Raw genomic sequence first — 25,771 nt, forward strand, 5'->3', positions numbered from 1 at the left:
GGAATTATCCGTGGTAGAGAATTTGTTATGAAGGACTCTTACTCATTTGATAGTGATGATGCTGGACTTGAAGTCTCATACCAAGAACATCGCGAAGCATATGTAAAAACATTTGATCGCCTTGGGATGAAGTACAACATCGTTAAGGCTGTATCAGGGGCCATGGGTGGATCCAAATCAGAGGAGTTCTTAGCTCCTTGCTCAACAGGTGAAGACACATATGTTTTGTGTCCTAAATGCGGATTTGCAGCAAATGTTGAAGCGATGGTTACAAAGGTTGATGCCGAGGATTCTTCAAAAACTCCTGCTCTAGAAGATTTTGATTCACCAAATACGCCAACTATTGATTCACTTGTTGAGCTACTTAATGCAAAGTTTGGTGGAGGTTTTACCGGTTCAAACACACTGAAAAATGTAATGCTGATGGCAGATAACAAGGCAGTTTCTGTTTTAGTTCCTGGAGATCGCGAAGTTGATTTAAAGCGTTTCCAGGAAAACCTTGGGGGAGTACATGAGCTTCGTGTATTTGAAGATGCAGATTTTGCGAAGTTCCCTGGCCTAGTCAAAGGTTACATCGGACCACAGGCTGCAAAGAAATCTGGAATTACTGTTTATGCAGATCCACGTGTAGCACCCGGAACTTCATGGGTGACTGGTGCGAATAAAAAGGATCGCCATGCTAGAAATGTAGTGAATGGCCGCGACTTCACTCCCGATGCATATGTCGAAGCTGCTGAAGTGCGCGCAGGAGATGCATGCCCAGAGTGCGCAACACCTATTGTTATTGATCGCGCAATTGAAATCGGCCACATCTTCCAACTTGGTCGCAAGTATGCAGAAGCGCTTAATCTCACAGTTCTTGATCAGAATGGAAAGTCGCAAATTGTGACTATGGGTTCATATGGAATCGGAGTAACTCGCGCAGTTGCTGCAATTGCCGAACAAACTTATGATGAGATGGGGCTTAACTGGCCAGCTGAGTTAGCCCCTGCCAAGGTCCATATTGTTGCTGCAGGTAAAGATGATCTGTTATTTGATACAGCGTTAAAACTAGGCACTGATCTAGAAGCACAGGGTATTTCAGTCATGCTAGATGATCGTCGTGATGCAAGCCCTGGCGTGAAGTTTAAAGATGCAGAGTTGATCGGTAATCCAATTATCGTGGTTGTGGGCAAGGCATTGGCCGAGGGCAATGTCGAAGTTCGAGTACGTAAGAGTGGTGACAAAAAAGAGGTTGCACTTGCTAGTGCGGTAACTTCGATCGCAGAGCTTCTTAAGTAATTGTGTTTGCGGATTTAACGGTTGCAACAGCGCTCTTTCTTTTAGCAGCATCCTTTTTTGCAGGATTTATTGATTCCATTGCAGGTGGAGGTGGGTTAATTCAACTCCCTGCATTACTGATTGGTTTACCAAAGTCTGAAACGGCTGAGGTGCTTGGAACTAATAAATTGTCGGCAGTATTTGGAACAACAACGGCGGCTGCGCTCTATAGGAAGCAGATTAAGCCTGATCCAAAAATATTAATTGCGATGGGTGTTCCAGCTTTTCTGGGCTCTGCTGGGGGAGCAGTTCTAGCTTCCCAAATTCCCACTAGCAGTATGCGGCCAATGGTTTTGGTGCTGTTGATTATTGTTGCGGTTTATACATGGTTTAAACCTGATTTAGGAAAGTTCGAAAACCTACGTCATCTACCAAAGCGCAGAGTGCAAATTGCCGCATTTGCCGGGGTAGTAATTGGTTTTTATGATGGAATCTTTGGGCCAGGAACTGGATCCTTCTTGATGCTCATTCTTGTTGCATCACTTGGGTACGCCTTCATAACCGCATCTGCAATTGCGAAGGTGGTCAATGTTGCAACCAATGTTGGAGCAATTATGGTCTTTGGAATAAATGGCGCGGTTCTTTGGCAGATCGGCATCATTCTCGGAGTTGCAAATATTTCTGGCGCAGTAATTGGGGCACGTCTAGCCATCAAAGGTGGCTCTACTTTGGTGCGTAAAGTCTTTTTGCTGGTTACCGTGGCATTGATCGTGAAGGTAGGAATTGCAACCTTCTAATTATTCGAGTTACAATTAGGGCACAACTTAATAGAAAGAAGAGATTTATGGCCCTTAAGGATTTAATCGCCGATGCAATTCGACCTGCTGTAGAAAACGCGGGTTTCTTTCTAGAAGATGTCTTTACAAGCAATCCAGGTAATCACCGCATCGTTACATGCATGATCGATGGACTACAACCACTTAGCCTTGATGAGGTAACAGTTGTTAGTCGTGAAATATCAGCAATTCTTGATGAATCGCCACTGCTAACTGAAGCTTTCACTCTTGAAGTTACATCCCCTGGAATTGAGCGACCTTTCACCTTGCCTCGCCACTGGACCAAGAATCTAACCAGAATAGTTAAGGCAACACTTAACGATGACACTGAAGTATCAGGACGATTAACAGAATTTGATGAAGTTAGAGCAATTTTGATTGAGAATATCAAGGGTCGTATGAAGACTCATGAAGTTGCTTTTGCAGATATTAAGCGCGCGCATGTTGAGATCGAATTCAATCGTAAGGATGAGATCTAATGCATGTGGAGATGTCGGCCTTAGTTGCCCTAACAACAGAAAAGGATATTCATCTTGAAGATCTTATCTATGCAATCGAAGTTGCAGTTCTTGGTGCATACAATCAAACAGACATAGCCAAAAGACATGCTAGAGCGCATTTAGATCGCGAGACTGGTGAAATATCTATCCTTGTTCCAATCTTTGGCGAAGACGGTACTCGTATTAGCGAAGAGGTTGATTCACCTGATGGATTCTCACGTATGGCAACATCGACTGCGCGCCAGATAATTAAATTGAAAATGCGTGAAACAAATGATGCAGAGATAGTTGGAGAGTTCACGGCTTCAGTGGGAGATGTTATTTCTGGCGTTGTGCAACAAGGCCGTGATCCCAAGATGATTAACGTCAACCTTGGCCGCGTTGAAGGACGTATCCCGCCGCAGGAGCAAGTTCCGGGTGAGCTCTATAACCACGGAGATCGTATTAAGTGTTTTGTAGTTGAAGTTAAGCAGGGGTTAAAAGGCCCTGAGATTATGTTATCTCGATCGCATCCAGCACTTGTTAAACAACTATTTGCCTTTGAAGTTCCAGAAATCAATGATCGCATCGTTGAAATCATGGCTGTTGCACGCGAAGCAGGACATCGCACAAAGCTTGCGGTGAAAACACATCGTGCAGGAGTTAGCGCAAAGGGTTCATTGATTGGTCCTATGGGTTCTCGTGCGCGCGCAGTCATGGATGAGCTCCATGGAGAAAAGATTGACATTGTTGATTGGTCTGAAGATCCAGCCGAGTTTGTTGCTGCAGCACTTGCACCTGCAAAGGTCAGTTCAGTTCAAATCACCGATCTTGCAACGCGCAGTGCAAAGGTGATCGTTCCCGATTACCAGCTGTCGTTGGCCATCGGAAAGGATGGACAGAACGCTCGCCTGGCTGCGCGATTGACTGGCTGGCGTATTGATATTCACCCCGACACAGTTGTGCCGGCTGCCACAGACGCAGCATTATGAGAAGAGGGCTCTAGTTGGATACGATGGGCCAGTTGGATTTACACTTTCCGGTACGTAGCTGCATTGGCTGCCGAAAGAGAGCGAACCCAGCAGCATTAATTCGAGTGGTTTTGATTGATGGAAAATTGATTCCAGATGTCAAAGGCGGTGCTCCAGGTCGGGGCGCTTGGCTTCACAAGAAGTGTGCAGAAGGTGCGATAAGTCGAGGCGCTTTTCGTTTTGCTTTTAAGCAAGACGCGGCGATCGATGTATCGGAACTTCTGAAGTTTCTTGAAAGCTAGTTCGGATCAATCACTTACAACGAATGGATATGAAAGATATGAAACTCAAATGAGCTCGTTAGAACTATGAGGTCGTTCAACTAAGGCTTGCATTTGAGAAAATGTGGGCCAAGACAGGAGAAATGTGTCAAAGGTCCGCGTACATGAGTTGGCAAAACAACTCGGTATGGAGAGCAAGGTTGTACTTGCAAAACTCCAAGAAATGGGTGAGTTTGTTCGCTCAGCATCATCAACAGTAGAAGCGCCAGTTGTGCGCAAGTTGATCGAAATGTATCCCGATGCACAACCGGTCGAGGAAAAGAAACCTGTCAAAAAGGCTGCTGCAAAGAAAGCTGCAGCAAAGCCAAAGGGTGAAGTCAGCGCTGAGCAAGCCGCTGAACTTGCCGCCGAACTTGGCGTAGACATTGAAGCGCTCAAGCTTGAGCAAGCAAAGGCAATTGCTAATAAAGAGGAAGCTGCAAAGCATGAAGCAGCAGATCGTGCGGCAGACCGTGCAACTGAAGGTGCCGGACCTGCAGCTCCATCAACTCCTGCGCCTCGTCCAGGTAATAATCCATTTTCAACAGGTAGCGCAGTTCCGCGTCCACCGCGTCCACCACGTCCTGGTAACAATCCATTTTCAACAGGTAGCGCAGTTCCACGTCCACCGCAGCGACCTGCAGGAACTGGAGCTCCACGTCCAGGAATGGCGGGATCACGTCCAGGTTCTGTTCGCCCAGGATTTGCAGCACGACCAGGTGCAGCACGACCTGCATCGGGTGGACCATCAACTGGCGCAGGTTTTCCACCACGCACAGGTGGCGCTCCATCAACATCACCGTATAAATCAAATGCACCGGGCACTGGAGGTGCACCTGCTGGTGGTCCGCAACGTCCAGGTGGCGGTCGTCCACCACAACGCGGTGGCGCAGGTGGAGCATTCGGAAAGAATGCAAGTAAGAAATCAGGTCGTAAACAAAAGTCACGTAAGGCATTACGCGATGAGTTCGACAATATGCAGGCACCACAACTTGGTGGCGCAGTTGTTCCTCACGGTGATGGCAAGACGCCTATTCGTATGCGTCGCGGAGCTTCATTGGCAGATTTCGCAGACAAGATTGGCGCAGATCCAGCAGCGTTAGTTGCAGCACTATTCCACCTTGGTGAAATGGTTACAGCAACACAATCAGTCGATGCAGATACATTTGAAATTCTTGGTGTTCAACTCGGCTATAACATTGAAATTGTTAGCCCTGAAGATGAAGATCGTGAGTTACTACAAGACTTCGACATCGATTTAGCTGGCGAACTTGATGATCTTGATCCAGAGTCATTGGTGGCACGTCCACCAGTTGTGACAGTTATGGGTCACGTTGATCACGGTAAGACATCTCTACTAGATGCGATTCGTAAATCTGAAGTTATGAAGGGTGAAGCAGGCGGTATTACCCAGCACATTGGCGCATACCAAATTCACCATGATCATGATGGCACTAACCGTGCGATTACATTTATCGATACACCAGGTCACGAAGCGTTTACCGCTATGCGTGCTCGTGGTGCCAAGGTAACTGACATCGCTGTATTAGTTGTTGCCGCAGATGATGGAATCATGCCTCAGACAATTGAAGCGTTAAATCACGCACAAGCAGCCGATGTTCCTATTGTGGTTGCTGTTAACAAGGTTGATAAAGAGGGTGCAAACCCAGACAAGGTTCGCCAACAGCTAACCGAGTACAACTTGATTGCAGAGGAGTACGGCGGAGACACAATCTTCGTAGACGTTTCTGCAAAGGCTGGTATCGGTATTGATCAGTTGATCGAATCAATTTTACTTACAGCAGATGCTGCAATTGATTTGCGCGCTGTTGCCGAAGACGATGCTCGTGGTGTTGCTATTGAAGCTCACCTTGATCGTGGTCGTGGTCCAGTTGCAACTGTTCTAGTTCAACGCGGAACATTAAAGGTCGGCGATGCAATCGTTGCCGGTAGTGCATTTGGTCGCGTTCGTGCGATGTTGGATGAAAACGGCGACAATGTTGCAACCGCTGGTCCTTCTCGTCCAGTGCAGGTACTTGGATTCACATCTGTTCCAAGTGCTGGCGATACATTCCTTGTTGCTGATGAAGACCGTACTGCGCGTCAGATTGCTGAAAAGCGTCAAGCAGCAGAACGTAACGCACAGCTTGCTAAGGCTCGTAAGAAGGTTTCACTGGAAGACTTCATGGAGCAGTCCAAGATTTCTACACTTAACCTCATTCTTAAGGGCGACGTTTCTGGTTCTGTTGAAGCGTTAGAAGATGCATTGATGCAGTTGGATGTTGGCGCAGAGGTTGATCTTCGCGTTATTCACCGCGGTGTTGGTGCAATCACCAAGAGCGATATCACCTTGGCGTCTGCCTCAACTGCAGTTGTGATCGGCTTTAACGTTAAGCCAGAGCCACAAACTGCAATTTATGCTGATCAAGAAGGTGTTGAAGTTCGTTTCTACTCAGTTATTTACAATGCAATTGAAGAGATTGAGCTTTCCCTTAAGGGCATGCTCAAGCCTGAGTTTGAAGAATCAATCATCGGTAACGCCGAAGTTCGTGAAATCTTCAAATCTTCAAAGGCTGGAAATATTGCTGGTTCTGTCGTTAAGGATGGAACCATCCGTCGTAATGCAAAGGCACGAATTGTTCGTAATGGAGCGGTCTTGGTTGATAACCTCACAATTGATTCGCTCAAGCGATTCAAGGATGATGCCACTGAAGTCCGTGAAGGATTTGAGTGTGGTATTGGCCTTGGCAATATGAAGGAGATCGCACAAGGCGACATCATTCAGTGCTTTGAGATGGTCGAGAAAAAGCGAGCATAAGAAATGGGTCAATCACATCGCACACTGAAGGTCGCCGACCGCATCAAGGTAGTAGTTGCAAACCTGCTTGAGACAAAGATCAAAGATCCGCGTCTCGGTTTTGTAACTGTTACCGATGCGCGTGTTACTGGCGATCTTCAGCAAGCCTCAGTGTTTTATACCGTCCTTGGTGGTCTTGACGAGCGTGCTGCAACCGCTGCAGCACTAGATAGCGCTAAAGGTGCAATTCGTTCTGCACTTGGCCGCGAACTTGGCCTTCGTATTACACCAAGTATTGAATTCTTTGAAGATGGTTTGCCGGAGAGTGCTCTTGCTCTTGATTCTTTGCTTGCAAAGGTTCACGAGCAGGACGCGCAAGTTGCAGAGCTTCGCAAGAATGCCAGTTATGCCGGGGGAGAAGATCCTTACAAAGCTCCACGTGTAATCGAAGAAGAGTAGCGGCGCACATAGTGCACGAGCACGGATTTCTGGTTGTAGATAAAGAAGCAGGTATGACAAGCCATGATGTTGTTGCAATTGCACGCAAGGCGCTAGACACACGCAAAGTTGGTCATGCAGGCACTCTTGATCCAATGGCTACCGGAATCCTGGTTTTAGGATTTAACAACGGAACTCGCCTCTTGCAATACATAACAGATGGCGACAAGTGCTATCAAGCAACAGTTGTTTTAGGTGCTGCAACAGTTACCGATGATGTTGAAGGCGAAGTAATTAGTACTGCAGATACTTCTGCAATTACAGATACTCAGATTCATGAAGAGTTATCAAAGATACGCGGCACAATCATGCAACGGCCAAGTTCTGTTTCTGCTGTAAAAATTGATGGTGAACGTGCTTATGATCGAGTCAGATCAGGTGAAGAAGTTGTATTGCCTTCCCGCGAGGTCACAATCTCGCAATTAGATGTTCTAGCAATTCGCAGGCTTGATAAGGGTATTGAAATCGATATTGAAGTTACATGCTCCTCTGGCACATTTATTCGCGCCATCGCCCGAGATTGTGGTGATGCATTAGGCGTTGGAGGACACCTCAACTCACTTCGCCGTTCACGTGTTGCAGGCTTTGGTTTAGATAGAGCGGTTTCGTTGGCGCAGTTAAAGAAGGGTGAGTTTTCAACCTTGGATTTAGCAGATGTTGCTCGTGCGACTTTTCCTGTTCGCGAGATTGGCCTGGATGAGAAGATCGAACTCTCATTTGGGCGCACACTGACTGCCAATGCAGACCAACATATTTATGCAGGAATATCTGCAACGAATGAGTTAATCGCCCTGCTTCAGAACGTCGATGACAAGGCTAAGCCAATTGCTGTATTCGCGGCGGCGCAATAACTCTGAGACAATGGATATATGAGCATCGTCGTTATTGGTAACTTTGATGGAGTCCACAAGGGACACCAACAAGTGCTGAACCGTGCCAAAGAGATAGCCGGCGATGAAAAGATTGTTGCGCTGACCTTTGATCCACACCCGGTATCTATTTTTGCACCGGAGCGGGCTCCAACGTTACTGACCATCTTGAGCGACAAGATTGAGCTCTTAAAGATTCATAACGCCGACCAGGTGGCGGTCATCAAGTTCACCAAAGAGTTTGCTGCCATGGCACCTGAAGAGTTTGTTAATAAGGTGTTAGTAGAACAACTAAAAGCGACCACAGTTATTGTTGGTCAGAACTTTACCTATGGTTTTAAGGCTGCAGGCAATGTTCAATCTCTTGCCGAGCACTCTGAGTTTAAAACCATTGTTTTGGATTTACAGTCAGATTCTGAAGAAGCAATCTCTTCAACACGTATTCGCTCTGCAATAGTTAATGGCGATGTTGAAGGTGCTAGAGAAATGTTGACTCGTCCGCACCGCCTAGATGGCATTGTTGTTCATGGCGAAAAACGCGGACGTGAAATTGGATATCCAACAGCAAACCTTGGAAATATAGATGGCCAAACGATTCCAGCAGATGGTGTGTATGCAGGATGGTTAACCGTTGGAATTGATCGTTGGCCAGCTGCAATTTCAATTGGCACAAATCCAACATTTGAAGGTGTTCGTGGTCGCCAGGTCGAGGCATATGCACTTGATCAAGTGGGTCTTGATTTGTATACAAAGCCTGCAACCATCGAATTTGGATGGAGACTTCGAGAGACATTGAAATTTGATGGGCTGGAGCCATTGCTTGAACAAATGGCAAAGGATTGCGCCGAGGCCCGTAGATTGACTGAGCTCTAAGCGGGCAAATCCACTCGATTTCACCTATTCATATGCTCGCTGGTAGCCTAGCCCTTCAGTCGAGATAGCGAATCTTTCGTGAATCAAACCGAAAGAGCCTCGTGCTCAGTAAACAAGGAGAACAAGAAATGGCACTAACACCAGAAGTAACGAAAGAAATCATTGCTCAGTACGGTTCTTCTCCTACTGACACAGGATCACCTGAAGCTCAGGTCGCTCTTCTTTCTAAGCGTATTGAACAAATCACAGATCACTTGAAGACTAACCCACATGATCACCACAACCGTCGTGGTCTTTTGTTGCTAGTTGGACGTCGTCGCCGCATTCTTCAGTACCTAGCTAAGACAGACATCAATCGTTACCGCGCAATTATCGAGAAGCTCGGTATTCGCCGCTAATTAAGAAATAATCTGCCGCAGAGCAATGGTCCTCGGTAGTGGTTTCCGCGCTATTTATCTTTAAAAGATTGAGTGCGCGTGAACTTCGATCGAAGATTCATTCTCTGAGCAGACAACAAGGTTCGATAATTTTGTCGCGCCTTTCAATCTACAAAGAGGAGGACCCATGGAGGGTCAAGAGGTTCAGTCAGCCGTTGCAATTATTGATAACGGAAAATTCGGAAAACGAGAAATTCGTTTTGAAACAGGACGCCTAGCGCGCCAAGCAGCAGGAGCTGCAGCAGTTTATCTAGATGATCAAACAATGATCTTCTCAGCAACAACTGCATCAAAAACGCCAAAGGATCAATTTGATTTCTTTCCTTTAACAGTTGATGTTGAAGAGAAGATGTATGCAGTTGGTCGTATTCCAGGATCATTCTTCCGTCGTGAAGGTCGTCCATCAGAGGATGCGATTCTTACTTGCCGTTTGATCGACCGTCCATTACGTCCATCATTTGTTAAGGGACTTCGTAACGAAGTTCAGATCGTTGTGACAGTAATGGCACTAGATCCAGATCATATGTATGACGTCATTGCGATTAATGCTGCATCAATTTCTACACAACTTGCAGGTCTTCCATTCTCTGGTCCAATCGGTGGCGTTCGCGTTGCTTTGATTGATGGTCAGTGGGTTGCATTCCCTAACCACTCACAGGTTGCTAACGCAGTCTTTGACATGGTTGTTGCTGGTCGCATTAGCGATGATGGCGATGTTGCAATCATGATGGTTGAAGCAGAAGCGACTTCTCGCACAATTGAATTAATCAAGGGTGGCGCACCAACTCCTAATGAAGAAGTTGTTGCACAAGGCCTAGATGCTGCAAAGCCATTCATCAAGATTCTCTGTGAGGCACAAGCAAAGCTTGCAAAGGTTGCCGCAAAGCCGACTGCAGATTTCCCAGTCTTCTTGGATTACCAGGATGATGTATTTGCAGCTGTTGAAAAGGCAGCTAGTGCAGATCTTGCCAAGGCGCTAACTATTGTTGGCAAGCAAGAGCGCGAAACAAAGCTCGATGAGATCAGTGCAGCAACAAAGGAATCCGTAAGCGCCAAGTTCGAAGGTCGCGAGAAGGAAGTTCCTGCAGCATTCCGTTCATTGACAAAGAAGCTAGTACGTCAGCGCGTGTTGCGCGACAAGATTCGTATTGATGGTCGCGGACTCCGCGATATCCGTGCGCTATCTGCTGAGGTAGAAGTTATTCCTCGCGTGCACGGTTCAGCAATCTTCGAGCGTGGAGAGACACAGATTCTTGGAATCACAACTCTTAACATGCTAAAGATGGAACAACAGCTAGATACGTTGAACCCTGAAAATCACAAGCGTTATATGCACAACTACAACTTCCCACCATATTCAACTGGTGAAACAGGTCGTGTTGGTACACCAAAGCGTCGCGAAATCGGCCACGGTGCATTAGCTGAGCGTGCATTGATTCCAGTACTTCCATCACGTGAAGAGTTCCCTTACGCAATCCGTCAGGTTTCTGAAGCACTTGGTTCAAATGGTTCAACATCTATGGGTTCAGTATGTGCATCAACACTTGCACTATTTAACGCAGGTGTTCCACTACGCGCACCAGTTGCAGGTATTGCAATGGGTCTAATCTCAGATTCTGTTGATGGCAAGGTTGAATACGTTGCTTTGACTGACATCTTGGGTGCAGAAGATGCATTCGGAGATATGGACTTTAAGGTTGCAGGAACAAAGGACTTTGTTACAGCGTTGCAGCTAGATACAAAGCTCGATGGAATTCCAGCATCTGTTCTAGCTGGTGCGCTATTGCAGGCTAAGGAAGCGCGTCTTGCGATTCTAGATGTCATGAATGAAGCAATTGACGCACCTGATGAGATGAGCCCATTTGCTCCTCGCATCATTTCTGTGAAGATTCCAGTTGATCAGATCGGTGCAGTAATCGGGCCTAAGGGCAAGATTATTAACCAGATTCAAGATGAAACTGGCGCAGATATTTCAATTGAAGATGATGGAACTATCTACATCGGTGCAACCGATGGACCTTCAGCTGAAGCTGCTCGCGCACAGATCAATGCAATTGCAAACCCACAGATGCCAGAGGTTGGCGAGCGTTACTTAGGTACCGTTGTGAAGCTTGCTGCATTCGGTGCATTCATTTCATTGATGCCAGGTAAAGATGGCTTGCTCCACGTATCTCAGATCCGCAAGATGCATGGTGGAAAGCGCATTGAAAACCTTGAAGAGGTTATGAAGGTTGGCGACAAGATCCAGGTTGAAATCGGCGAGATCGATCCAAAGGGCAAGTTGTCTTTGGTTCCAGTCCTTGAAGATGGAACTACTGGTTCAGCTGAATAAATGAGCGTTCGTCGTTCAGTTTTACCTAGCGGTCTGCGTATCGTTACTGAAGAAGTTCCTTCGGTACGCAGCGCCGCAATTGGTATTTGGGTAAATGTTGGTTCTCGTGATGAAACCCCGGCTGTTGCTGGGGCTTCTCACTTTCTAGAGCATTTACTATTCAAAGGAACAAAACGACGCAATGCTCTAGAAATTTCATCATCAATTGAATCTGTTGGTGGCGAGATGAACGCTTTCACCAGCAAGGAGTACACCTGCTTTTATGCACGTGTCATTGACACCGATTTGCCGATGGCAATTGATGTGATCTCAGATTTAATTACTTCATCGATTGTTACAGCCCTTGATGTAGATGCTGAACGCAAGGTAGTTCTTGAAGAAATCGCAATGCGAGATGATGACCCAAGCGATTTGGTGCATGACTTATATGCCGAGACCTATTACGGGGATACCCCGCTAGGTCGTCCAATCTTGGGAACAATAGATTCAATCAAATCTATGTCTAGAAATGCTGTCTTTAATTACTACAAGAAGCGCTACTTGCCACAGGACCTAGTTGTTGCTGTTGCTGGAAACATTAAGCATAAAAAGGTTGTGGCGATGGTTGAAGCTGCACTTTCTAAGGATGGCTTCTTAGATGTGACTGGCGCGCCAGTTATTCGCACAAGTACTCCTGTTAAGAAAAGTGCGCAGCAATCAGTTGGCTTGATTACCCGTCCAACTGAGCAGGCTCATATGTTCTATGGCATGGAAGGCGTTGCACGTCACGATGATCGACGCTTTGCAATGGGAATCCTTGCATCTGCCCTTGGTGGTGGAATGTCATCACGTTTATTCCAGGAAATTCGCGAAAAGCGGGGACTTGCATACTCTGTTTATGCATACGCCCAGCAGTTTGCAGGTACTGGTCAAATAGGATTTTATGCAGGATGTAATCCAGCAAAGGCGATTGAAGTTGTTGAAATCATTCGTGAAGTGTTGGCAGATGTTGCTACCAATGGAATGTCTCACGAAGAAATCGAGCGAGCTAAGGGCGCTGTCCGAGGATCGCTCGTATTGAGCCAAGAGGATTCAGGCTCACGCATGAGCCGCATCGGTAAAAATGAGATTACCTATGGCCACATCATGGACTTTGATGAAATTTTGAAGGCGATTTCAGCGGTCAATTCGACAGACATCAAGGAAATTGCCAGCGACTTCTTAACAAAAACGCCTACGCTTGCACTCGTAGGCCCGTTCAAGTCTGAGTCCAAATTTGAGAAGGTGTTAAGCGCATGATCAATGTTGCAGTGTTAGGTGCTCGCGGACGTATGGGCTCTGAGGTCGTTAAGGCTGTTGAAGCAGCTGATGGTTTAGCGTTGGTTGCAGCACTTGATTTAGGAGATTCACTGGATCAACTCAAGGATTCTGGTGCACAAGTAGTTGTTGATTTCACAACTCCAGATAGCGTGATGAAGAACCTAGAATTTTTGATCAATAATGGAATTAATGTAGTTGTTGGCACTACTGGTTTTGATGATGCAAAGCTTGCAACCGTTAAAGGATGGCTAGCTGCAAATCCAACAGTTGGTGTGTTAATCGCCCCTAACTTTGCAATCGGCGCAGTATTGATGATGGAGTTTGCTGCAAAGGCAGCTAAATACTTTGAATCTGCTGAAATTATTGAACTTCATCACCCTGCAAAGGTTGATGCACCATCTGGAACTGCTGCTCGCACCGCAGAATTAATGACCGCAGCACGCAAAGAAGCAGGGCTTGGGCCCATGCCAGATGCCACCACAACATCTCTAGAGGGTGCTCGTGGCTCATTAGTAGGAGATATTCCAGTGCACTCAGTTCGTGCTCGTGGGTTAGTTGCACATCAAGAGGTTCTGTTTGGCGGATTAGGGGAGACCTTAACTATCCGTCACGATTCAATTGACCGTGCAGGATTTATGCCAGGAGTTATTCTTGGAGTACGAAAGATTATTAATCATCCAGGCCTAATTCATGGCCTAGACAAGTTCATGTAAGGGGCAACTCATGTCAAAAGATCAAATCACAATGTATGGCGCTGATTGGTGCGGCGATTGCCGACGTTCAAAGCGCTTATTTGAAGAGCTCAATGTTCAATACACATTGATTGATACAGATTCAGATTTAACTGCTGCAGATAAGGTCATCGAAATTAATGGTGGAGCTAAATCAATTCCAGTAATTGTTTTCTCTGATGGAACACACCTAACTGAGCCATCAGATAATGACCTGAAGGCAAAGCTTGTATCGCTAGGAATTATCTAAAGCCAGCGGTATACAGCGGCAGATGAAACTGCAGCTGAGAGTACAACAACTGGAAATGGCGCTTTGAGAAATAGCGCGATCATTGCAACGGAGACGCCGACTAGACGCTGGTCAATCATCAACTGTGATTTTTCAGAAAAAGATTGAACAGCAACCAAAGCGCTCAGCAATGCAATTGGAATAAGTGCGTTGATACGTTGAATCTTTGGGTGTGAAAGCCAGCGCTCTGGAACAGAATGGCCTGAGTACTTGAGGCCAAATGCAATGACGCTAGTTCCAATCGTTGCGATCCAGAATGCATTCATCGCTTAAGTCCGATCACGATTGCGATAAAAGCAGTTGCAATGATGGGAAGACCTGCAGGCAATATGGGCGTCATGGCGATTGCAAAGAGTGCGCAACTAACGGCCAGAATGCGCTCGAACTTTCCTGTTAATCGCGGCCACACTAATCCCAAGAAAGCCGCAGGAACGGCGGAATCAAGTCCAAATGCGCGGATATCGCCCATTGCCTGAGCACCTAGCGCACCTGCAAGTGTAAAGAGGTTCCAAAATACAAAGACCCCAATACCTGTGTACCAAAAACCTTTTCGCATAGCGTCGATGCCGCGAGATTCTTGGCCAAGTGCAACGGCTGTTGATTCATCAATAGTTATTTGCGCCGCAACTACTCGGGTCAATCCAGAAACTTTAAGTCTGGGAGCCATGATGACTCCATACAGTGCGTTTCGAACACCGAGTAAAGATGCAGTTGCAATTCCACTTATTGCTGATCCACCGGCCCCTAGTACGCCAATAACGGCAAATTGAGATGCACCAGAAAAAGTCAACAATGAAAGCAAGCAGCTTTGTAAAACGGTAAAGCCATTGGCCACTGCTGCCGCGCCAAATGCCACCCCATATGCACCGACTGTGAGTGAAACACTGAGCGAATCGCGCAATGTGGTGGAAGCAACCTTGGACACGCGGACATTGTGCCGTATAAATCCAAGGGCCGATAGGGGCAAGTAGATAGGGTGCCTCCATGATTGAAGAGATTATTTACCGTGATGATGTGACCGTTGAATTGGTCAAGGCCAGTGCTAGCGATGCAGATGTTATTTGGGCTGCTCGTGTATCAACAGCTGGCGAGCAATCAATGGAAGAAATTGGCGAGGATCCATCACGTTCTGCAGGTTTAATCAACTACCTAGCACGTGAACGTCATGGTTCTCCATTCGAGCACACATCTATGACTTTTTTTGTCTCGGCTCCAATCTTTGTTTTCCGTGAATTTATGCGCCACCGCATCGCTTCATACAATGAAGAAAGCGGTCGCTACCGCGAACTAAGACCTGTCTTTTATATTCCATCTGTCGAGCGCAAACTTATTCAAGTTGGCAAAACTGGTGCATACACATTTGTTGATGGCACTAAAGAACAATTTGATGTGACGGTTGCGGCGATGAAGGATGCCTACGTCATTGCATACGATAGTTACCAGAAGATGTTGGAAGCTGGCGTTGCACGTGAAGTTGCACGTGTAGTTTTGCCGGTTGCAACATATTCATCGATGTATGTATCAATGAATGCCCGCGCATTAATGAACTTCTTGTCCTTGCGTACCGCCCGCGAAGGTTCACATTTTCCTAGCTATCCTCAACGTGAAATAGAGATGGTTGCCGAGAAAATGGAAGCAGAATTTGCGAAATTGATGCCACTTACATACGCAGCCTTCGAAAAGTCTGGACGAGTCGCCCCTTAATTCGGGTAGAGTTCACCGCATGACAATCGCACCTCCATTTGGACGGCTTCTGACCGCAATGGTCACGCCATTTAAAAAAGATGGCGCAATCGATTGGGCTGGCGTTGAAACCCTTGCAGCTCACCTTGTTGCAAACGGCCATGATGGAATTGTGTTGAACGGAACTACAGGTGAAGCCCCAACGACTAAGTCCTCTGAAAAAGAGGAGATCATCCGTGTTGTGAGAAATGCAGTTGGATCAACAATTAAAGTTTTATCTGGTGCTGGAGATAATGAAACTGAGTACTCCATCAATCAAGCAAAGCGCACTGAAAAAGCAGGAGCAGATGGCTTGCTGGTAGTTACTCCTTATTACAACAAACCACCACAGGCTGGAATTGAAGCCCACTTCCGCGCAGTTGCAGATGCAACTGACCTTCCAATGATGATGTATGACATTCCTGGCCGCACAGGTGTTCCAATCGAGCCAGACACAATTGTTCGACTCGCAGAGCATCCTCGGATCGTTGCCCTTAAGGATGCAAAGGGAGATGTCGCATCGACTTCATGGGTGATTAAGCGTTGTGGAATCCCTGTTTATTCAGGTGATGACATTTTAAACTTGCCACTTCTTTCAGTTGGCGCAGTTGGATTTGTATCTGTATGCGGACACACGGTCGGAAAAGATCTTCGTGAATTATTAGATTCTTGGTTTGCCGGAAATACAGCGCGTGCTTTAGAGATTCATCAGAAGCTATTGCCGGTGTACACAGGAACCTTCCGAACACAAGGTGCGATCCTGACAAAGGCCGCGCTCACATTAATGGGCCTACCTGGTGGCCACACTCGTCTTCCTCTAGTCGATGCTACTGATGCACAGATCGCACAACTGCGTGAAGATCTACGTGCCGGTGGTGTTGCAATTAACTAATGAATCATCCACATCCAAATCTAAGTACTCCACCAAAGTTAGCCGATGGTGGTTTGCGCATAGTTGCACTCGGTGGCCTAACTGAAATTGGCCGCAATATGACTGTCTTTGAATACAAATCAAAGCTATTGATTGTGGACTGTGGTGTCTTATTTCCTGAAGATAATCAGCCAGGTATTGATTTAATCCTTCCGGATTTTTCATACATTAGAGATCGTTTAGATGATGTTATAGGTATCTTTTTAACGCACGGTCATGAAGACCATATTGGCGCAGTTCCATATCTATTGCGCGAACGTGGCGATATTGCCATTTATGGTTCAGCATTAACCCTTGCACTTATTACCGCGAAGTTAAAAGAACATCGGATTACTCCACTCACACGCGAGGTGAAAGAGGGTGGCACCGAAGACATAGGCCCATTTACCTTGGAGTTTGTTGCAGTGAACCACTCGATCCCAGATGCACTTGCCGTTGTTATCAATACAGGTGCTGGTCGAGTTTTGGCCACTGGTGATTTCAAGATGGATCAACTTCCATTAGATGGTCGCATTACGGATTTGCGAACATTTGCACGGTTAGGTGAACAGGGCGTGGATCTATTCATGGTTGATTCAACTAATGCCGATGTTCCAGGATTCACTCCTTCAGAGCGCGAAATCATGCCAGCGCTTAATCGAGTGATTTCTTCAACTAAACGACGTGTCATCGTTGCATCATTTTCTTCACATGTTCACCGTGTCCAGCAAATTATTGACGTTGCTGCGCAGCACGGTCGCAAAGTCGTATTCATTGGTCGTTCCATGGTTCGCAATATGAAGATTGCAGAGGACATGGGATATCTCAACGTTCCTGCTGATTTAGTGATCGATTCGAAAGATCTAGATCAATATGATGACAATGTCGTTTTGATTTGCACTGGTTCGCAGGGTGAGCCAATGGCTGCTCTATCTCGTATGGCTAACGGAGATCACCAGATTCGAGTCGGCGAAGGCGACACAGTTATTTTGGCTTCTTCACTCATTCCTGGAAATGAAAACTCTGTATTTCGCATCATCAACGAATTAACCCGCTTTGGTGCAAAGGTAGTCCATAAAGCAAATGCCATGGTTCACGTCTCTGGGCATGCGGCAGCAGGTGAGTTACTTTACTGCTACAACATTGTGAAGCCGAAGTATGTGTTGCCAATTCATGGAGAATGGCGTCACCTGAAAGCAAACGCAGAACTTGCGATTCAATCAGGCGTTTCAAGGGAAAATACATTCATTATTGATAACGGAGTCGTGATCGACTTAATCAATCATGAAGCTGAAGTTGTCGGTGCAATCCCTGTGGGCTTTGTTTTTGTAGATGGACAGAGCATCGGCGATATCACTGAAAGCTCATTGAAGGATCGACGGATTTTGGGTGAAGAAGGTTTTATTTCCTGTGTTGTCGTAATCGATTCTCAAAGTGGCAAAATTGTTGCTGGACCAGATATTCATGCAAGAGGATTTAATGAAGATGCAGCAATGTTTGATGAGGTTAAGCTGCGTATTGAAAAAGCCCTAGCAGCAGCAGTTGTTGATGGAATCAATGGAACCCATCAACTATCTCAAATTGTGCGAAAGACAATAGGTGGATGGGTTGGGGGAGAGCATCGCCGAAAGCCGATGATTGTCCCTGTCGTTATTGAAGTGTAGAGCGCGGCGCGCCTAGTAGGTTCCAATTTGTTCACCCTTTACGATCGGTCGTGTGGCAAAAAGAAAAAAAGCACAATCTAAGACAGGTGCTGTAGGCGGAGCACTTGGTCGTGGAGTTGGTGCCACATGGCGGTTTATCGCCAAGTCACTTGGTAAGAGTGTTCGTTTTATTGCTCGAGGTGCCAGAGATTTAGATCCAGCACATCAGCGAGATGGAATTGCATTTCTCATTTTAATTTTCGCTCTGATTGCAACGGCTGGAACTTGGTTTCACTCCGACAACCTTGTAGGTCGAGCGGTTTACTCATTTATATATGGTGGCTTTGGTCGCGTTGGTTTCATCGCCCCACTAGTGCTTATTTACTTTGCATTTAGATTATTTCGCGTTCCTGAAGATTCAAAAGCAACGGGGCGAATCATTATTGGCACACTGGCACTTGCTGTGTCATCAACTGGGCTAGCACATTTATTTAATGGCTCAGTTGGGACAGGTGCAACTGCAATGCGTACTGGTGGTGGATGGTTGGGATACGGAGTCACTGAACCTTTAGTCGGATTAATGACATCGGTACTTGCATATCCTGTTCTATTTATTATTTTCCTATTTGGGTTATTAGTAATTACCGCAACTCCCGTCGCTGAAATTCTGATTCGCATCACAACTTCGAGTAAATGGCTCTGGTCTAAACGCCCTGAACGAGCAGAGCGAGTTGAGAAAGATTTTGAAATTACAGATACTCCAGCCTTTGATACACCGGTCGTGTCGGCTTGGAATGAGCCAGAAGAGGATGAAGAAGAACTAGACGAGGAAAGCTTTGATGAAGAGTTCACCGTCCCAGTCCCTGTTTCTCCAGTTGTACATGCCAATGAAAACACCGTTGCCGCAAAGCGTCCAGAACAATTATTACTGTCAGCAGATGCTATTTACGAACTTCCAGCTGCAGATATTTTGCGAGCAGGTCCAGCCGCCAAGGCCAAGAGCAAGGCTAATGAGGTAGTCGTTGCTGCTTTAACTGAAGTCTTCTTACAGTTTGAAATTGACGCCCAAGTTACTGGCTTCATGCGCGGTCCAACGGTTACCAGATATGAAGTTGAGCTCGGAAACGCTGTAAAGGTGGAGCGAATCACAGCTCTAGCTAAGAATATTTCATATGCCGTTGCTAGTAGCGATGTTCGTATCCTTTCGCCGATACCTGGAAAGTCTGCAGTTGGAATTGAAATCCCAAATGCAGATCGGGAAATAGTGGCATTAGGTGATGTTTTGCGCTCATCTGTTGCAGGTCAAGATTTACATCCCATGCTTGTTGCTTTGGGTAAGGATGTTGAAGGTAACTATGTGTGTGCAAATCTTGCCAAGATGCCTCACCTTTTGGTGGCTGGTGCAACTGGTGCTGGTAAATCATCAATGATTAACGCCATGATTACCTCGATTTTAATGCGTGCAACTCCAGATGATGTTCGCCTAGTTCTTATTGATCCAAAGCGCGTAGAGCTAAATGCCTATGAAGGTATTCCTCACCTCATCACACCAATTATTACTAATCCTAAAAAAGCAGCAGATGCCCTTACATGGGTTGTGCGCGAAATGGATCTTCGTTATGAAGATTTATCAACCTTTGGTTTCAGACACATTGATGATTTCAATAAGGCGGTACGTGCCGGAAAGGTTGTTCCACCGCCTGGTAGTGATCGCATAATTGAGCCGTATCCATACCTACTTGTCATAATCGATGAGCTTGCAGATTTGATGATGATTGCAGCAAGAGAGGTTGAAGAATCAGTTGTGCGTATTACACAGTTGGCTAGATCTGCGGGCATCCACCTAGTCCTTGCTACACAACGCCCATCTGTTGATGTTGTGACTGGTTTAATCAAAGCTAACGTTCCATCACGCCTTTCTTTTGCCACAAGCTCACTTGCAGATAGTCGAGTTATTTTGGATACACCTGGTGCCGAAAAGCTAGTAGGACAGGGTGATGCGCTGTTTATTCCCATGGGTTCAAGCCGAGCAATAAGAATTCAAGGGGCATACGTATCAGAGCGTGAAATCGAAGCGGTAACAACACACGTTAAGAAGCAGTTAAAACCGAGATATCGTGAGGATGTGACAGCACCTGTTAACCAGATGAAAATGGTTGATAAGGAAATTGGTGATGATCTAGATATTTTGTGTCAGGCTGTTGAACTTGTTGTTGGCACACAATTTGGTTCCACATCTATGTTGCAAAGAAAGCTGCGAATTGGTTTTGCAAAAGCTGGACGTTTAATGGATTTGATGGAGTCTCGCGGAATCGTTGGGCCATCAGAAGGTTCAAAGGCACGAACCGTTATGGTTAAGCCGGATGAACTTGATTCTGTGCTTGCAACCCTTCGAAATTATTAACAGAGGGTAAACAAAAAGTGTCGTGACCGGTCTTTCACCCCTAATCCTCACTCTTGCCCCCTTCTCACCCTGACAAGTTCTGCTTTAGACTTACACAACACCCCACAGCCAGTTTGAGGATTTGTTCATGTCTCTTGGATCAATGATTACTCAGGCACGAAAAAGTGCTGGGCTGAGCATTGACGATCTCTCATCTTCCACAAATATTCGTGCTTCACTATTGCGCGAGATGGAATCGGATTCCTTTCATAATTGCGGTGGTGAAACTTATGCGCGTGGACATATTCGTAACATTGCAACAAATCTAGGTGTTGACCCACTGATTTTTACTGCAGCATTTGAAGAAGAACAAATGCACACAGATCGTTCGATGAGAGATTTACTTGTTGAAAATCGTGTAATGCGATTACCAGAAAGCGCCCGCAAGGTGTCCTGGAAAGTATTAGCAACAATTTCAGTTGGATCGTTATTTGTGGTGGGACTAGCGCAGATCATTATTTCAAATACAGCTTCTGTGGATATTCCTGCGCCGATCGCTTCAACAGCAGAGAGTGCGACTCCTTCACCCGAAGCAACTGAGGCAACTCCGACGGAGGAGGCCACTATTTCAACAGGTACAGGTGTCCAACTTATTGTTTCGGCAACACGTGCTAAGAGCTGGCTCTTTGTCTCTGATTCGACGGGACGAACTCTATTTAGTGGGCAGATTGCACGTGGCACTGCTAAGACCTTTACTACCGATGTTTCTCTCAATATAAAAGTCGGCAATGCAGGGGGAGTTGATTTAACTGTTAATGGTAAGAAAGTCGATTCAATCGGCGGGGATGGTGAAGTAGTTAGCGTGTCGTACGGAGTAGATTCTTAACAGCCCTAAACAGGGTAAGATTGCGCAAATGAAGCGCACCGTTGCAGTGGTCACACTTGGATGCGCACGCAACGAAGTAGATTCTGAAGAATTAGCTGGGCGATTAGCAGCCGATGGCTGGACCCTTGTCGATGATGTGGAATCAGCCGAGGTCGCACTTGTAAACACATGTGGTTTTATCGAGTCGGCAAAGAAGGATTCTGTAGATGCCCTGCTTGAGGCTAATTCGCTCAAAGGTCATGGGGTTACTCGCGCAGTAGTTGCAGTGGGTTGCATGGCAGAGCGCTACGGAAAGGAATTAGCAGAGGCGCTACCCGAGGCTGATGCAATTCTAGGATTTGATGATTACAAGGATATTTCTGCGCGTCTGCAATCAATTATTGCGGGCGAATCCCATAAGTCACACGTTCCACGTGATCGTCGCGCACTTTTACCTATTGCTCCAGTTGATCGCGCAGATGCGCGTGAGAGCGAGGAGTTTTCAAGAAAGCGCCTAGGCACAGCGCCTTGGGCGCCGCTAAAAATTGCATCAGGCTGTGATCGTCGCTGTTCTTTCTGTGCGATTCCTTATTTCCGCGGTTCATTCATTTCCAGGCGCCCAACTGACATCATTAAAGAGGCACGCTGGCTTGCTGAAAATGGTATTACTGAATTGTTTTTGGTCAGCGAAAACACAACCTCATACGGAAAAGATCTAGGCGATCTCCAGTTGATGGAAAAAATCTTGCCAGATATTGCAGCCCTGCCAGGTGTTGAGCGAGTTCGTCTGTCGTACTTACAACCAGCTGAGATGCGTCCTACATTGATTCAGGCGATGATTGCTACAGATAAAACTGCTCCGTACTTTGATTTATCCTTCCAGCACACAAGCCCAACTGTCCTTCGCAGGATGCGCCGCTTTGGCGATAGCGAGAAGTTTTTACATCTAATTAGCCAAGTTCGCGCGGTCTCACCAGAGGCTGGAATTCGTTCAAACTTTATTGTCGGCTTCCCAGGTGAAACTCAAGCGGATTTTGATGATCTTGCTGACTTCATTACCAAGGCAAAGCTAGATGCAGTAGGAGTCTTTGGATATTCAGATGAGGACAACACTGAAGCATTAAATCTTTCAGACAAGGTTGATGCAGATGTCATTGCCCAGAGAGTTGAGACATTATCTTCTTTGGCCGATGAGATGGTTTCATTGCGAGCACAAGCGCGAATTGGGGAAAATGTGCGGGTTCTGATTGAAGATGAGGAGCTGCAAGAAGGTCGCGCCGCCCACCAGGGACCTGAAGTAGATGGAACAACCTCCTTTATCGGAACAAATTACACAGTCGGGCAGTATGTTGACGCCGTCGTTATAGATTCAATGGGTGCGGATTTGGTAGCTAAGCCCCTATGAAGCTACCAGCTTTTATAACTCCTAACTTCATTACTGTTATGCGTTTGTTGTTTGTTCCAGTCGGTGCCTATACGCTTTTTAAAAATGGTGGCGATGACCCAACTTGGCAATATATTTCTTGGTGTGTTTTCTTTATTCTTGGATTATCAGACATTCTGGATGGAAAGTTAGCTAGAAGTCGAGGGGCAATTACTAAGTTTGGTGAGTTTTTAGATCCAGTTGCCGACAAGATCATGATTGGTACGGCGATGGTCTCATTGTCGATCTTAGGACGTATGCCATGGTGGATCACAAGCGTGATTTTGTTCCGTGAAATTGGAATCACACTATTTAGACTCTCTGTTATTAAGCGGGGAGTTATTCCAGCTAACAAGGGTGGCAAGATCAAGGCAACGATGCAGAACTTTGGTGTTGGCTTCTATGTTCTGCCTCTTGGCGCCAATCTTTACTGGTTCCGCGATGGGTTTATGTTTGTTGCTGTGGTACTCACTATCGTTACTGGTGTGTATTATGTGAAATCAACCTTCACGCACAAAGCGCGAATTAAGAAAGGTTAGGCAGATGACGTTAGCGACCGAGATCCATGGCTTTTCTGCCGAGATCGTTGAACATCTGCGTCAACGCGGAGAAACAATTAGCACAGCTGAGTCTTTAACTGCAGGCTCTGTGAGTGCCGCAATTGTCACTGTTGCAGGAGCATCTGATGTGTTTGTCGGTGGGTTAACTGCCTACCGTGATGAAATTAAAGTTTCCCATTTAAGTGTTGACCCAGCGCTCATTAAAAAACACACCGTGATTAGTGAAGAGGTCGCAGTTGCGATGGCCAAGGGTGCCATTAAATCCTTTGGAACAACCTGGGCAATTGGAACAACAGGTGTTGCTGGCCCGAACACGTTGGATGGAAATCCAGTGGGCGTGGTGTGGGTAGCCATTGAAGGCCCAATCAGCCACACCATCGAATTAGCGCTATCGGGGGATCGTGATTCTGTGCGAAACGCAGCTACATCAAGCGCGATCGCCACCTTTGCGCGTATCCTTAGACATCGCGTTTAAATCTCGACAATTGAAGGGAGTATGACAATGGTTCTAGTTCGTGACGCTATTGGCCAAACCCTTCGTGCTGCGCGCACCGCCCAAGGTCGCACATTGCGCGATGTTGCTCGCGATGCACGAGTCTCACTTGGATATCTCTCCGAGGTTGAGCGCGGACAAAAAGAAGCCTCCTCTGAATTACTTAATGCAATCTGCGTTGCATTGGGACTTTCTCTTTCCGGTGTTTTCAGTGATGTATCTGCAGAGCTCAAGAGCCGTGAGGGCGTAACTCTCACTGTTGTCGATGCCGCTTAATAAGTACGCGCCACAAGTAGCAACTCACCGCCGTACGCAAAACGCAATCCTTGAAGCAACAAAGCAATTAATCGCAACTACTGGCTTGCGAAAGATGTCCATGATTGAAATTGCCGATGTTTCAGAAGTGTCTCGTGCAACTTTGTATAACCATTACCGAGACAAAGAGAGTGTTATTCGAAGTCTGTGTGAATCAGAGATGCAACGGTTAGTTGTCATCGCACAAGCAGCGCCAACTGCAACCTCAGCTTTAGAACAGATTTCAATTGAAATTTCTGCCGATAAAGCATTAGCGGTGATGCGCACACAGGATCCTGACTCATTGGCCATTGCTCTATCGGCTCAAACAGATATGTTGTGGAAAGCATTCTCCATCGCAATGGGACACTTATTGGGGAGAGAAAAAAGTGAGCTCGCAGTACGATGGTTAATTGGACAAGCCTTACATCCAATTACACCTGCACAATCTCGTGCACAAGCAGAAGCAATAACTGCAATTGCGAATCTCTGATCTGCGCGAACGCATCATCTTGTCATTTGGTGATTCATGGGCGCCTTCGTTTTCTTCCGATATCGCACTGTCTGAATTAGGAAGCAAGAGCGTCAACGAAGCTTTGGCTGCCGGGCTTGAGCCGGATGTCATTTGGAAAGCGGTGTGCAAGGCACATCCTGCTGAGACAGAAAAGCATAAGTATTAAAATGACTGTCAGCGCCCATCGCTTTACAAATAACATGAACAACCCTGCACTTGTCCTTGTGCATGGATTGGGTTCGGCTGGCAACATCTGGAAAACCCTGGTCCCGCAGTTAATTGAGGATTTTACGGTGTATGCCATTGACCTACCTGGGCATGGCGAAGCACCACTTACAGAAGGTGAAGAAATGGATCCACGTTCTCTTGCCCAGGCGATAGTTGATTACATGGTTTCAGAGATGGGCGTTCAGACAATGCATGTTGCCGGAAACTCTCTTGGCGGATGGATCGCATTAGAAATGGCAGCAGTAGCCCCAGATAATGTCTTAAGTGTTACCGCCTTAGCCCCAGCTGGTTTATGGCATGAACAACCACCGCGAAAGTTCCCACCAAGTCTTGATGCAAGAATCCTTGCGAAAATTTCGCAGCACTTCATGAAGACGGCGTATCGAATTCCAGTACTAAAAGCAATTGGATATAAGAAGATCACGCACTTGTGGCGTGAATTGAGCTTCGAGTCATGCCGTGATTCTGTTATTGCGATGGCTAGGTCAAAGGGCTATATGCCGATGTGGCATGGTGCAAATGGACGCAGGTTTGAATCTGTCGTACCCGTAAGAGTAAAACTGTCGGTAGTTTTTGGAGATGAAGATCTAACGTTGCCAGAAGAGATTGCCCAAGAGAAAAGCGTTGCACCTGCTCATTCACGGTGGATCGTTGTCGATAACTGCGCACATGTGATCATGTGGAACTATCCTGATTTGACGGTTGACTTGATTAAGAAGACAGCCCTGGTGGCGTCATAGAGACG

The 25,771-nt window shown here is 46.4% G+C and carries 28 protein-coding genes; 26 read left to right on the forward strand and 2 right to left on the reverse strand.

Going from position 1 to position 25,771, the window contains the following annotated elements:
* The 14 genes from proS to AC9UEY_RS00650 all read left to right on the forward strand — a co-directional run.
* Positions 1 to 1,281, forward strand: a 1,281-nt coding sequence (gene proS, locus AC9UEY_RS00585; RefSeq protein ID WP_509536353.1) for a proline--tRNA ligase, incomplete at its 5' end; no start/stop codon positions are given.
* Between the two features lie 2 nt (positions 1,282 to 1,283).
* Positions 1,284 to 2,057: a TSUP family transporter gene (locus AC9UEY_RS00590; protein ID WP_509536355.1), complete on the forward strand. Its 774-nt coding sequence runs from the start codon at positions 1,284 to 1,286 to the stop codon at positions 2,055 to 2,057.
* A gap of 47 nt (positions 2,058 to 2,104) precedes the next feature.
* Entirely contained in the window at positions 2,105 to 2,575 is a 471-nt protein-coding gene (rimP, locus tag AC9UEY_RS00595; protein WP_509536357.1) for a ribosome maturation factor RimP, read from the forward strand.
* A complete protein-coding gene (gene nusA / locus AC9UEY_RS00600; RefSeq protein WP_509536359.1) occupies positions 2,575 to 3,567 on the forward strand; it encodes a transcription termination factor NusA in 993 nt (330 codons plus the stop codon). The genes rimP and nusA overlap by 1 nt, the downstream gene beginning before the upstream one ends.
* Before the next feature lie 23 nt (positions 3,568 to 3,590).
* The gene (locus tag AC9UEY_RS00605) at positions 3,591 to 3,848 is read left to right on the forward strand and encodes a YlxR family protein (RefSeq protein ID WP_509536361.1); all 258 of its coding nucleotides are present in this window, start codon (positions 3,591 to 3,593) and stop codon (positions 3,846 to 3,848) included.
* Positions 3,849 to 3,972: 124 nt separating this feature from the next.
* On the forward strand, positions 3,973 to 6,684 hold the full coding sequence (infB, locus tag AC9UEY_RS00610; protein WP_509536363.1) for a translation initiation factor IF-2: 2,712 nt from the start codon (positions 3,973 to 3,975) through the stop codon (positions 6,682 to 6,684).
* Between the two features lie 3 nt (positions 6,685 to 6,687).
* Positions 6,688 to 7,122 (forward strand): 30S ribosome-binding factor RbfA, encoded by a 435-nt coding sequence (gene rbfA, locus AC9UEY_RS00615; protein WP_509536365.1) that lies wholly within the window; start codon positions 6,688 to 6,690, stop codon positions 7,120 to 7,122.
* A gap of 11 nt (positions 7,123 to 7,133) precedes the next feature.
* Positions 7,134 to 8,012, forward strand: a complete 879-nt coding sequence (gene truB / locus AC9UEY_RS00620; protein ID WP_509536367.1) for a tRNA pseudouridine(55) synthase TruB — start codon at positions 7,134 to 7,136, stop codon at positions 8,010 to 8,012.
* A gap of 18 nt (positions 8,013 to 8,030) precedes the next feature.
* A complete protein-coding gene (locus AC9UEY_RS00625; protein WP_509536369.1) occupies positions 8,031 to 8,903 on the forward strand; it encodes a bifunctional riboflavin kinase/FAD synthetase in 873 nt (290 codons plus the stop codon).
* Positions 8,904 to 9,031: 128 nt separating this feature from the next.
* A complete protein-coding gene (rpsO, locus tag AC9UEY_RS00630) occupies positions 9,032 to 9,301 on the forward strand; it encodes a 30S ribosomal protein S15 (RefSeq protein WP_509536371.1) in 270 nt (89 codons plus the stop codon).
* Positions 9,302 to 9,467: 166 nt separating this feature from the next.
* Complete coding sequence (locus AC9UEY_RS00635; protein ID WP_509536373.1) at positions 9,468 to 11,672, forward strand: polyribonucleotide nucleotidyltransferase; 2,205 nt, start codon at positions 9,468 to 9,470, stop codon at positions 11,670 to 11,672.
* A complete protein-coding gene (locus AC9UEY_RS00640; protein ID WP_509536375.1) occupies positions 11,673 to 12,950 on the forward strand; it encodes a M16 family metallopeptidase in 1,278 nt (425 codons plus the stop codon).
* A complete protein-coding gene (gene dapB / locus AC9UEY_RS00645) occupies positions 12,947 to 13,684 on the forward strand; it encodes a 4-hydroxy-tetrahydrodipicolinate reductase (RefSeq protein WP_509536377.1) in 738 nt (245 codons plus the stop codon). Before AC9UEY_RS00640 ends, dapB begins: the two co-directional genes overlap by 4 nt.
* A gap of 10 nt (positions 13,685 to 13,694) precedes the next feature.
* On the forward strand, positions 13,695 to 13,952 hold the full coding sequence (locus AC9UEY_RS00650) for a glutaredoxin domain-containing protein (RefSeq protein ID WP_509536379.1): 258 nt from the start codon (positions 13,695 to 13,697) through the stop codon (positions 13,950 to 13,952).
* Here the strand turns inward: AC9UEY_RS00650 and AC9UEY_RS00655 are convergent.
* Together AC9UEY_RS00655 and AC9UEY_RS00660 are read right to left on the reverse strand one after the other, a co-directional pair.
* Positions 13,949 to 14,257: an AzlD domain-containing protein gene (locus AC9UEY_RS00655; RefSeq protein WP_509536381.1), complete on the reverse strand. Its 309-nt coding sequence runs from the start codon at positions 14,255 to 14,257 to the stop codon at positions 13,949 to 13,951. The genes AC9UEY_RS00650 and AC9UEY_RS00655 overlap by 4 nt on opposite strands.
* Positions 14,254 to 14,916 carry an AzlC family ABC transporter permease gene (locus tag AC9UEY_RS00660; protein ID WP_509536383.1) on the reverse strand — a complete coding sequence of 221 codons (663 nt, stop codon included), beginning with the start codon at positions 14,914 to 14,916 and terminating at the stop codon, positions 14,254 to 14,256. Before AC9UEY_RS00660 ends, AC9UEY_RS00655 begins: the two co-directional genes overlap by 4 nt.
* Before the next feature lie 59 nt (positions 14,917 to 14,975).
* Between AC9UEY_RS00660 and thyX the strand changes: the two genes are divergently transcribed.
* The 12 genes from thyX (at position 14,976) to AC9UEY_RS00720 (ending at position 25,766) form a co-directional block, all read left to right on the forward strand.
* A complete protein-coding gene (thyX, locus tag AC9UEY_RS00665; protein ID WP_509536385.1) occupies positions 14,976 to 15,695 on the forward strand; it encodes an FAD-dependent thymidylate synthase in 720 nt (239 codons plus the stop codon).
* 19 nt (positions 15,696 to 15,714) lie between these two features.
* Positions 15,715 to 16,605 carry a 4-hydroxy-tetrahydrodipicolinate synthase gene (gene dapA / locus AC9UEY_RS00670; RefSeq protein WP_509536387.1) on the forward strand — a complete coding sequence of 297 codons (891 nt, stop codon included), beginning with the start codon at positions 15,715 to 15,717 and terminating at the stop codon, positions 16,603 to 16,605.
* Positions 16,605 to 18,287 carry a ribonuclease J gene (locus AC9UEY_RS00675; RefSeq protein WP_509536389.1) on the forward strand — a complete coding sequence of 561 codons (1,683 nt, stop codon included), beginning with the start codon at positions 16,605 to 16,607 and terminating at the stop codon, positions 18,285 to 18,287. The genes dapA and AC9UEY_RS00675 overlap by 1 nt, the downstream gene beginning before the upstream one ends.
* Positions 18,288 to 18,339: 52 nt before the next feature.
* Positions 18,340 to 20,670 carry an FtsK/SpoIIIE family DNA translocase gene (locus tag AC9UEY_RS00680; protein WP_509536391.1) on the forward strand — a complete coding sequence of 777 codons (2,331 nt, stop codon included), beginning with the start codon at positions 18,340 to 18,342 and terminating at the stop codon, positions 20,668 to 20,670.
* A 127-nt stretch (positions 20,671 to 20,797) separates the two neighbouring features.
* Positions 20,798 to 21,535, forward strand: coding sequence for a helix-turn-helix domain-containing protein (locus AC9UEY_RS00685; RefSeq protein ID WP_509536393.1), 738 nt, complete (start codon positions 20,798 to 20,800; stop codon positions 21,533 to 21,535).
* A 28-nt stretch (positions 21,536 to 21,563) separates the two neighbouring features.
* On the forward strand, positions 21,564 to 22,919 hold the full coding sequence (rimO, locus tag AC9UEY_RS00690) for a 30S ribosomal protein S12 methylthiotransferase RimO (protein ID WP_509536395.1): 1,356 nt from the start codon (positions 21,564 to 21,566) through the stop codon (positions 22,917 to 22,919).
* Positions 22,916 to 23,476, forward strand: a complete 561-nt coding sequence (gene pgsA, locus AC9UEY_RS00695) for a CDP-diacylglycerol--glycerol-3-phosphate 3-phosphatidyltransferase (RefSeq protein WP_509536397.1) — start codon at positions 22,916 to 22,918, stop codon at positions 23,474 to 23,476. Before rimO ends, pgsA begins: the two co-directional genes overlap by 4 nt.
* 4 nt (positions 23,477 to 23,480) lie before the next feature.
* Entirely contained in the window at positions 23,481 to 23,972 is a 492-nt protein-coding gene (locus AC9UEY_RS00700; RefSeq protein WP_509536399.1) for a CinA family protein, read from the forward strand.
* Between the two features lie 27 nt (positions 23,973 to 23,999).
* Complete coding sequence (locus AC9UEY_RS00705; RefSeq protein ID WP_509536571.1) at positions 24,000 to 24,266, forward strand: helix-turn-helix domain-containing protein; 267 nt, start codon at positions 24,000 to 24,002, stop codon at positions 24,264 to 24,266.
* A complete protein-coding gene (locus AC9UEY_RS00710; protein ID WP_509536401.1) occupies positions 24,256 to 24,777 on the forward strand; it encodes a TetR/AcrR family transcriptional regulator in 522 nt (173 codons plus the stop codon). Before AC9UEY_RS00705 ends, AC9UEY_RS00710 begins: the two co-directional genes overlap by 11 nt.
* Positions 24,764 to 24,964 (forward strand): DUF3046 domain-containing protein, encoded by a 201-nt coding sequence (locus tag AC9UEY_RS00715; protein ID WP_509536403.1) that lies wholly within the window; start codon positions 24,764 to 24,766, stop codon positions 24,962 to 24,964. Before AC9UEY_RS00710 ends, AC9UEY_RS00715 begins: the two co-directional genes overlap by 14 nt.
* Position 24,965: 1 nt before the next feature.
* Complete coding sequence (locus tag AC9UEY_RS00720; RefSeq protein ID WP_509536405.1) at positions 24,966 to 25,766, forward strand: alpha/beta fold hydrolase; 801 nt, start codon at positions 24,966 to 24,968, stop codon at positions 25,764 to 25,766.
* The last annotated feature ends 5 nt before the right edge of the window (positions 25,767 to 25,771 follow it).

This window comes from Candidatus Planktophila sp. (assembly GCF_040402275.1).
GTDB lineage: Bacteria > Actinomycetota > Actinomycetes > Nanopelagicales > Nanopelagicaceae > Planktophila.

Coding starts and splice junctions, on each gene's coding strand:
- AC9UEY_RS00655 (WP_509536381.1), bottom strand. CDS start 14,257: ATGAATGCATTCTGGATCGCAACGATTGGAACTAGCGTCATTGCATTT.
- rimP (WP_509536357.1), top strand. CDS start 2,105: ATGGCCCTTAAGGATTTAATCGCCGATGCAATTCGACCTGCTGTAGAA.
- AC9UEY_RS00675 (WP_509536389.1), top strand. CDS start 16,605: ATGAATCATCCACATCCAAATCTAAGTACTCCACCAAAGTTAGCCGAT.
- rpsO (WP_509536371.1), top strand. CDS start 9,032: ATGGCACTAACACCAGAAGTAACGAAAGAAATCATTGCTCAGTACGGT.
- thyX (WP_509536385.1), top strand. CDS start 14,976: ATGATTGAAGAGATTATTTACCGTGATGATGTGACCGTTGAATTGGTC.
- dapA (WP_509536387.1), top strand. CDS start 15,715: ATGACAATCGCACCTCCATTTGGACGGCTTCTGACCGCAATGGTCACG.
- nusA (WP_509536359.1), top strand. CDS start 2,575: ATGCATGTGGAGATGTCGGCCTTAGTTGCCCTAACAACAGAAAAGGAT.
- rimO (WP_509536395.1), top strand. CDS start 21,564: ATGAAGCGCACCGTTGCAGTGGTCACACTTGGATGCGCACGCAACGAA.
- AC9UEY_RS00685 (WP_509536393.1), top strand. CDS start 20,798: ATGTCTCTTGGATCAATGATTACTCAGGCACGAAAAAGTGCTGGGCTG.
- AC9UEY_RS00650 (WP_509536379.1), top strand. CDS start 13,695: ATGTCAAAAGATCAAATCACAATGTATGGCGCTGATTGGTGCGGCGAT.
- dapB (WP_509536377.1), top strand. CDS start 12,947: ATGATCAATGTTGCAGTGTTAGGTGCTCGCGGACGTATGGGCTCTGAG.
- AC9UEY_RS00720 (WP_509536405.1), top strand. CDS start 24,966: ATGACTGTCAGCGCCCATCGCTTTACAAATAACATGAACAACCCTGCA.
- AC9UEY_RS00640 (WP_509536375.1), top strand. CDS start 11,673: ATGAGCGTTCGTCGTTCAGTTTTACCTAGCGGTCTGCGTATCGTTACT.
- rbfA (WP_509536365.1), top strand. CDS start 6,688: ATGGGTCAATCACATCGCACACTGAAGGTCGCCGACCGCATCAAGGTA.
- AC9UEY_RS00635 (WP_509536373.1), top strand. CDS start 9,468: ATGGAGGGTCAAGAGGTTCAGTCAGCCGTTGCAATTATTGATAACGGA.
- pgsA (WP_509536397.1), top strand. CDS start 22,916: ATGAAGCTACCAGCTTTTATAACTCCTAACTTCATTACTGTTATGCGT.
- AC9UEY_RS00705 (WP_509536571.1), top strand. CDS start 24,000: ATGGTTCTAGTTCGTGACGCTATTGGCCAAACCCTTCGTGCTGCGCGC.
- AC9UEY_RS00625 (WP_509536369.1), top strand. CDS start 8,031: ATGAGCATCGTCGTTATTGGTAACTTTGATGGAGTCCACAAGGGACAC.
- AC9UEY_RS00605 (WP_509536361.1), top strand. CDS start 3,591: ATGGGCCAGTTGGATTTACACTTTCCGGTACGTAGCTGCATTGGCTGC.
- AC9UEY_RS00710 (WP_509536401.1), top strand. CDS start 24,256: ATGCCGCTTAATAAGTACGCGCCACAAGTAGCAACTCACCGCCGTACG.
- AC9UEY_RS00700 (WP_509536399.1), top strand. CDS start 23,481: ATGACGTTAGCGACCGAGATCCATGGCTTTTCTGCCGAGATCGTTGAA.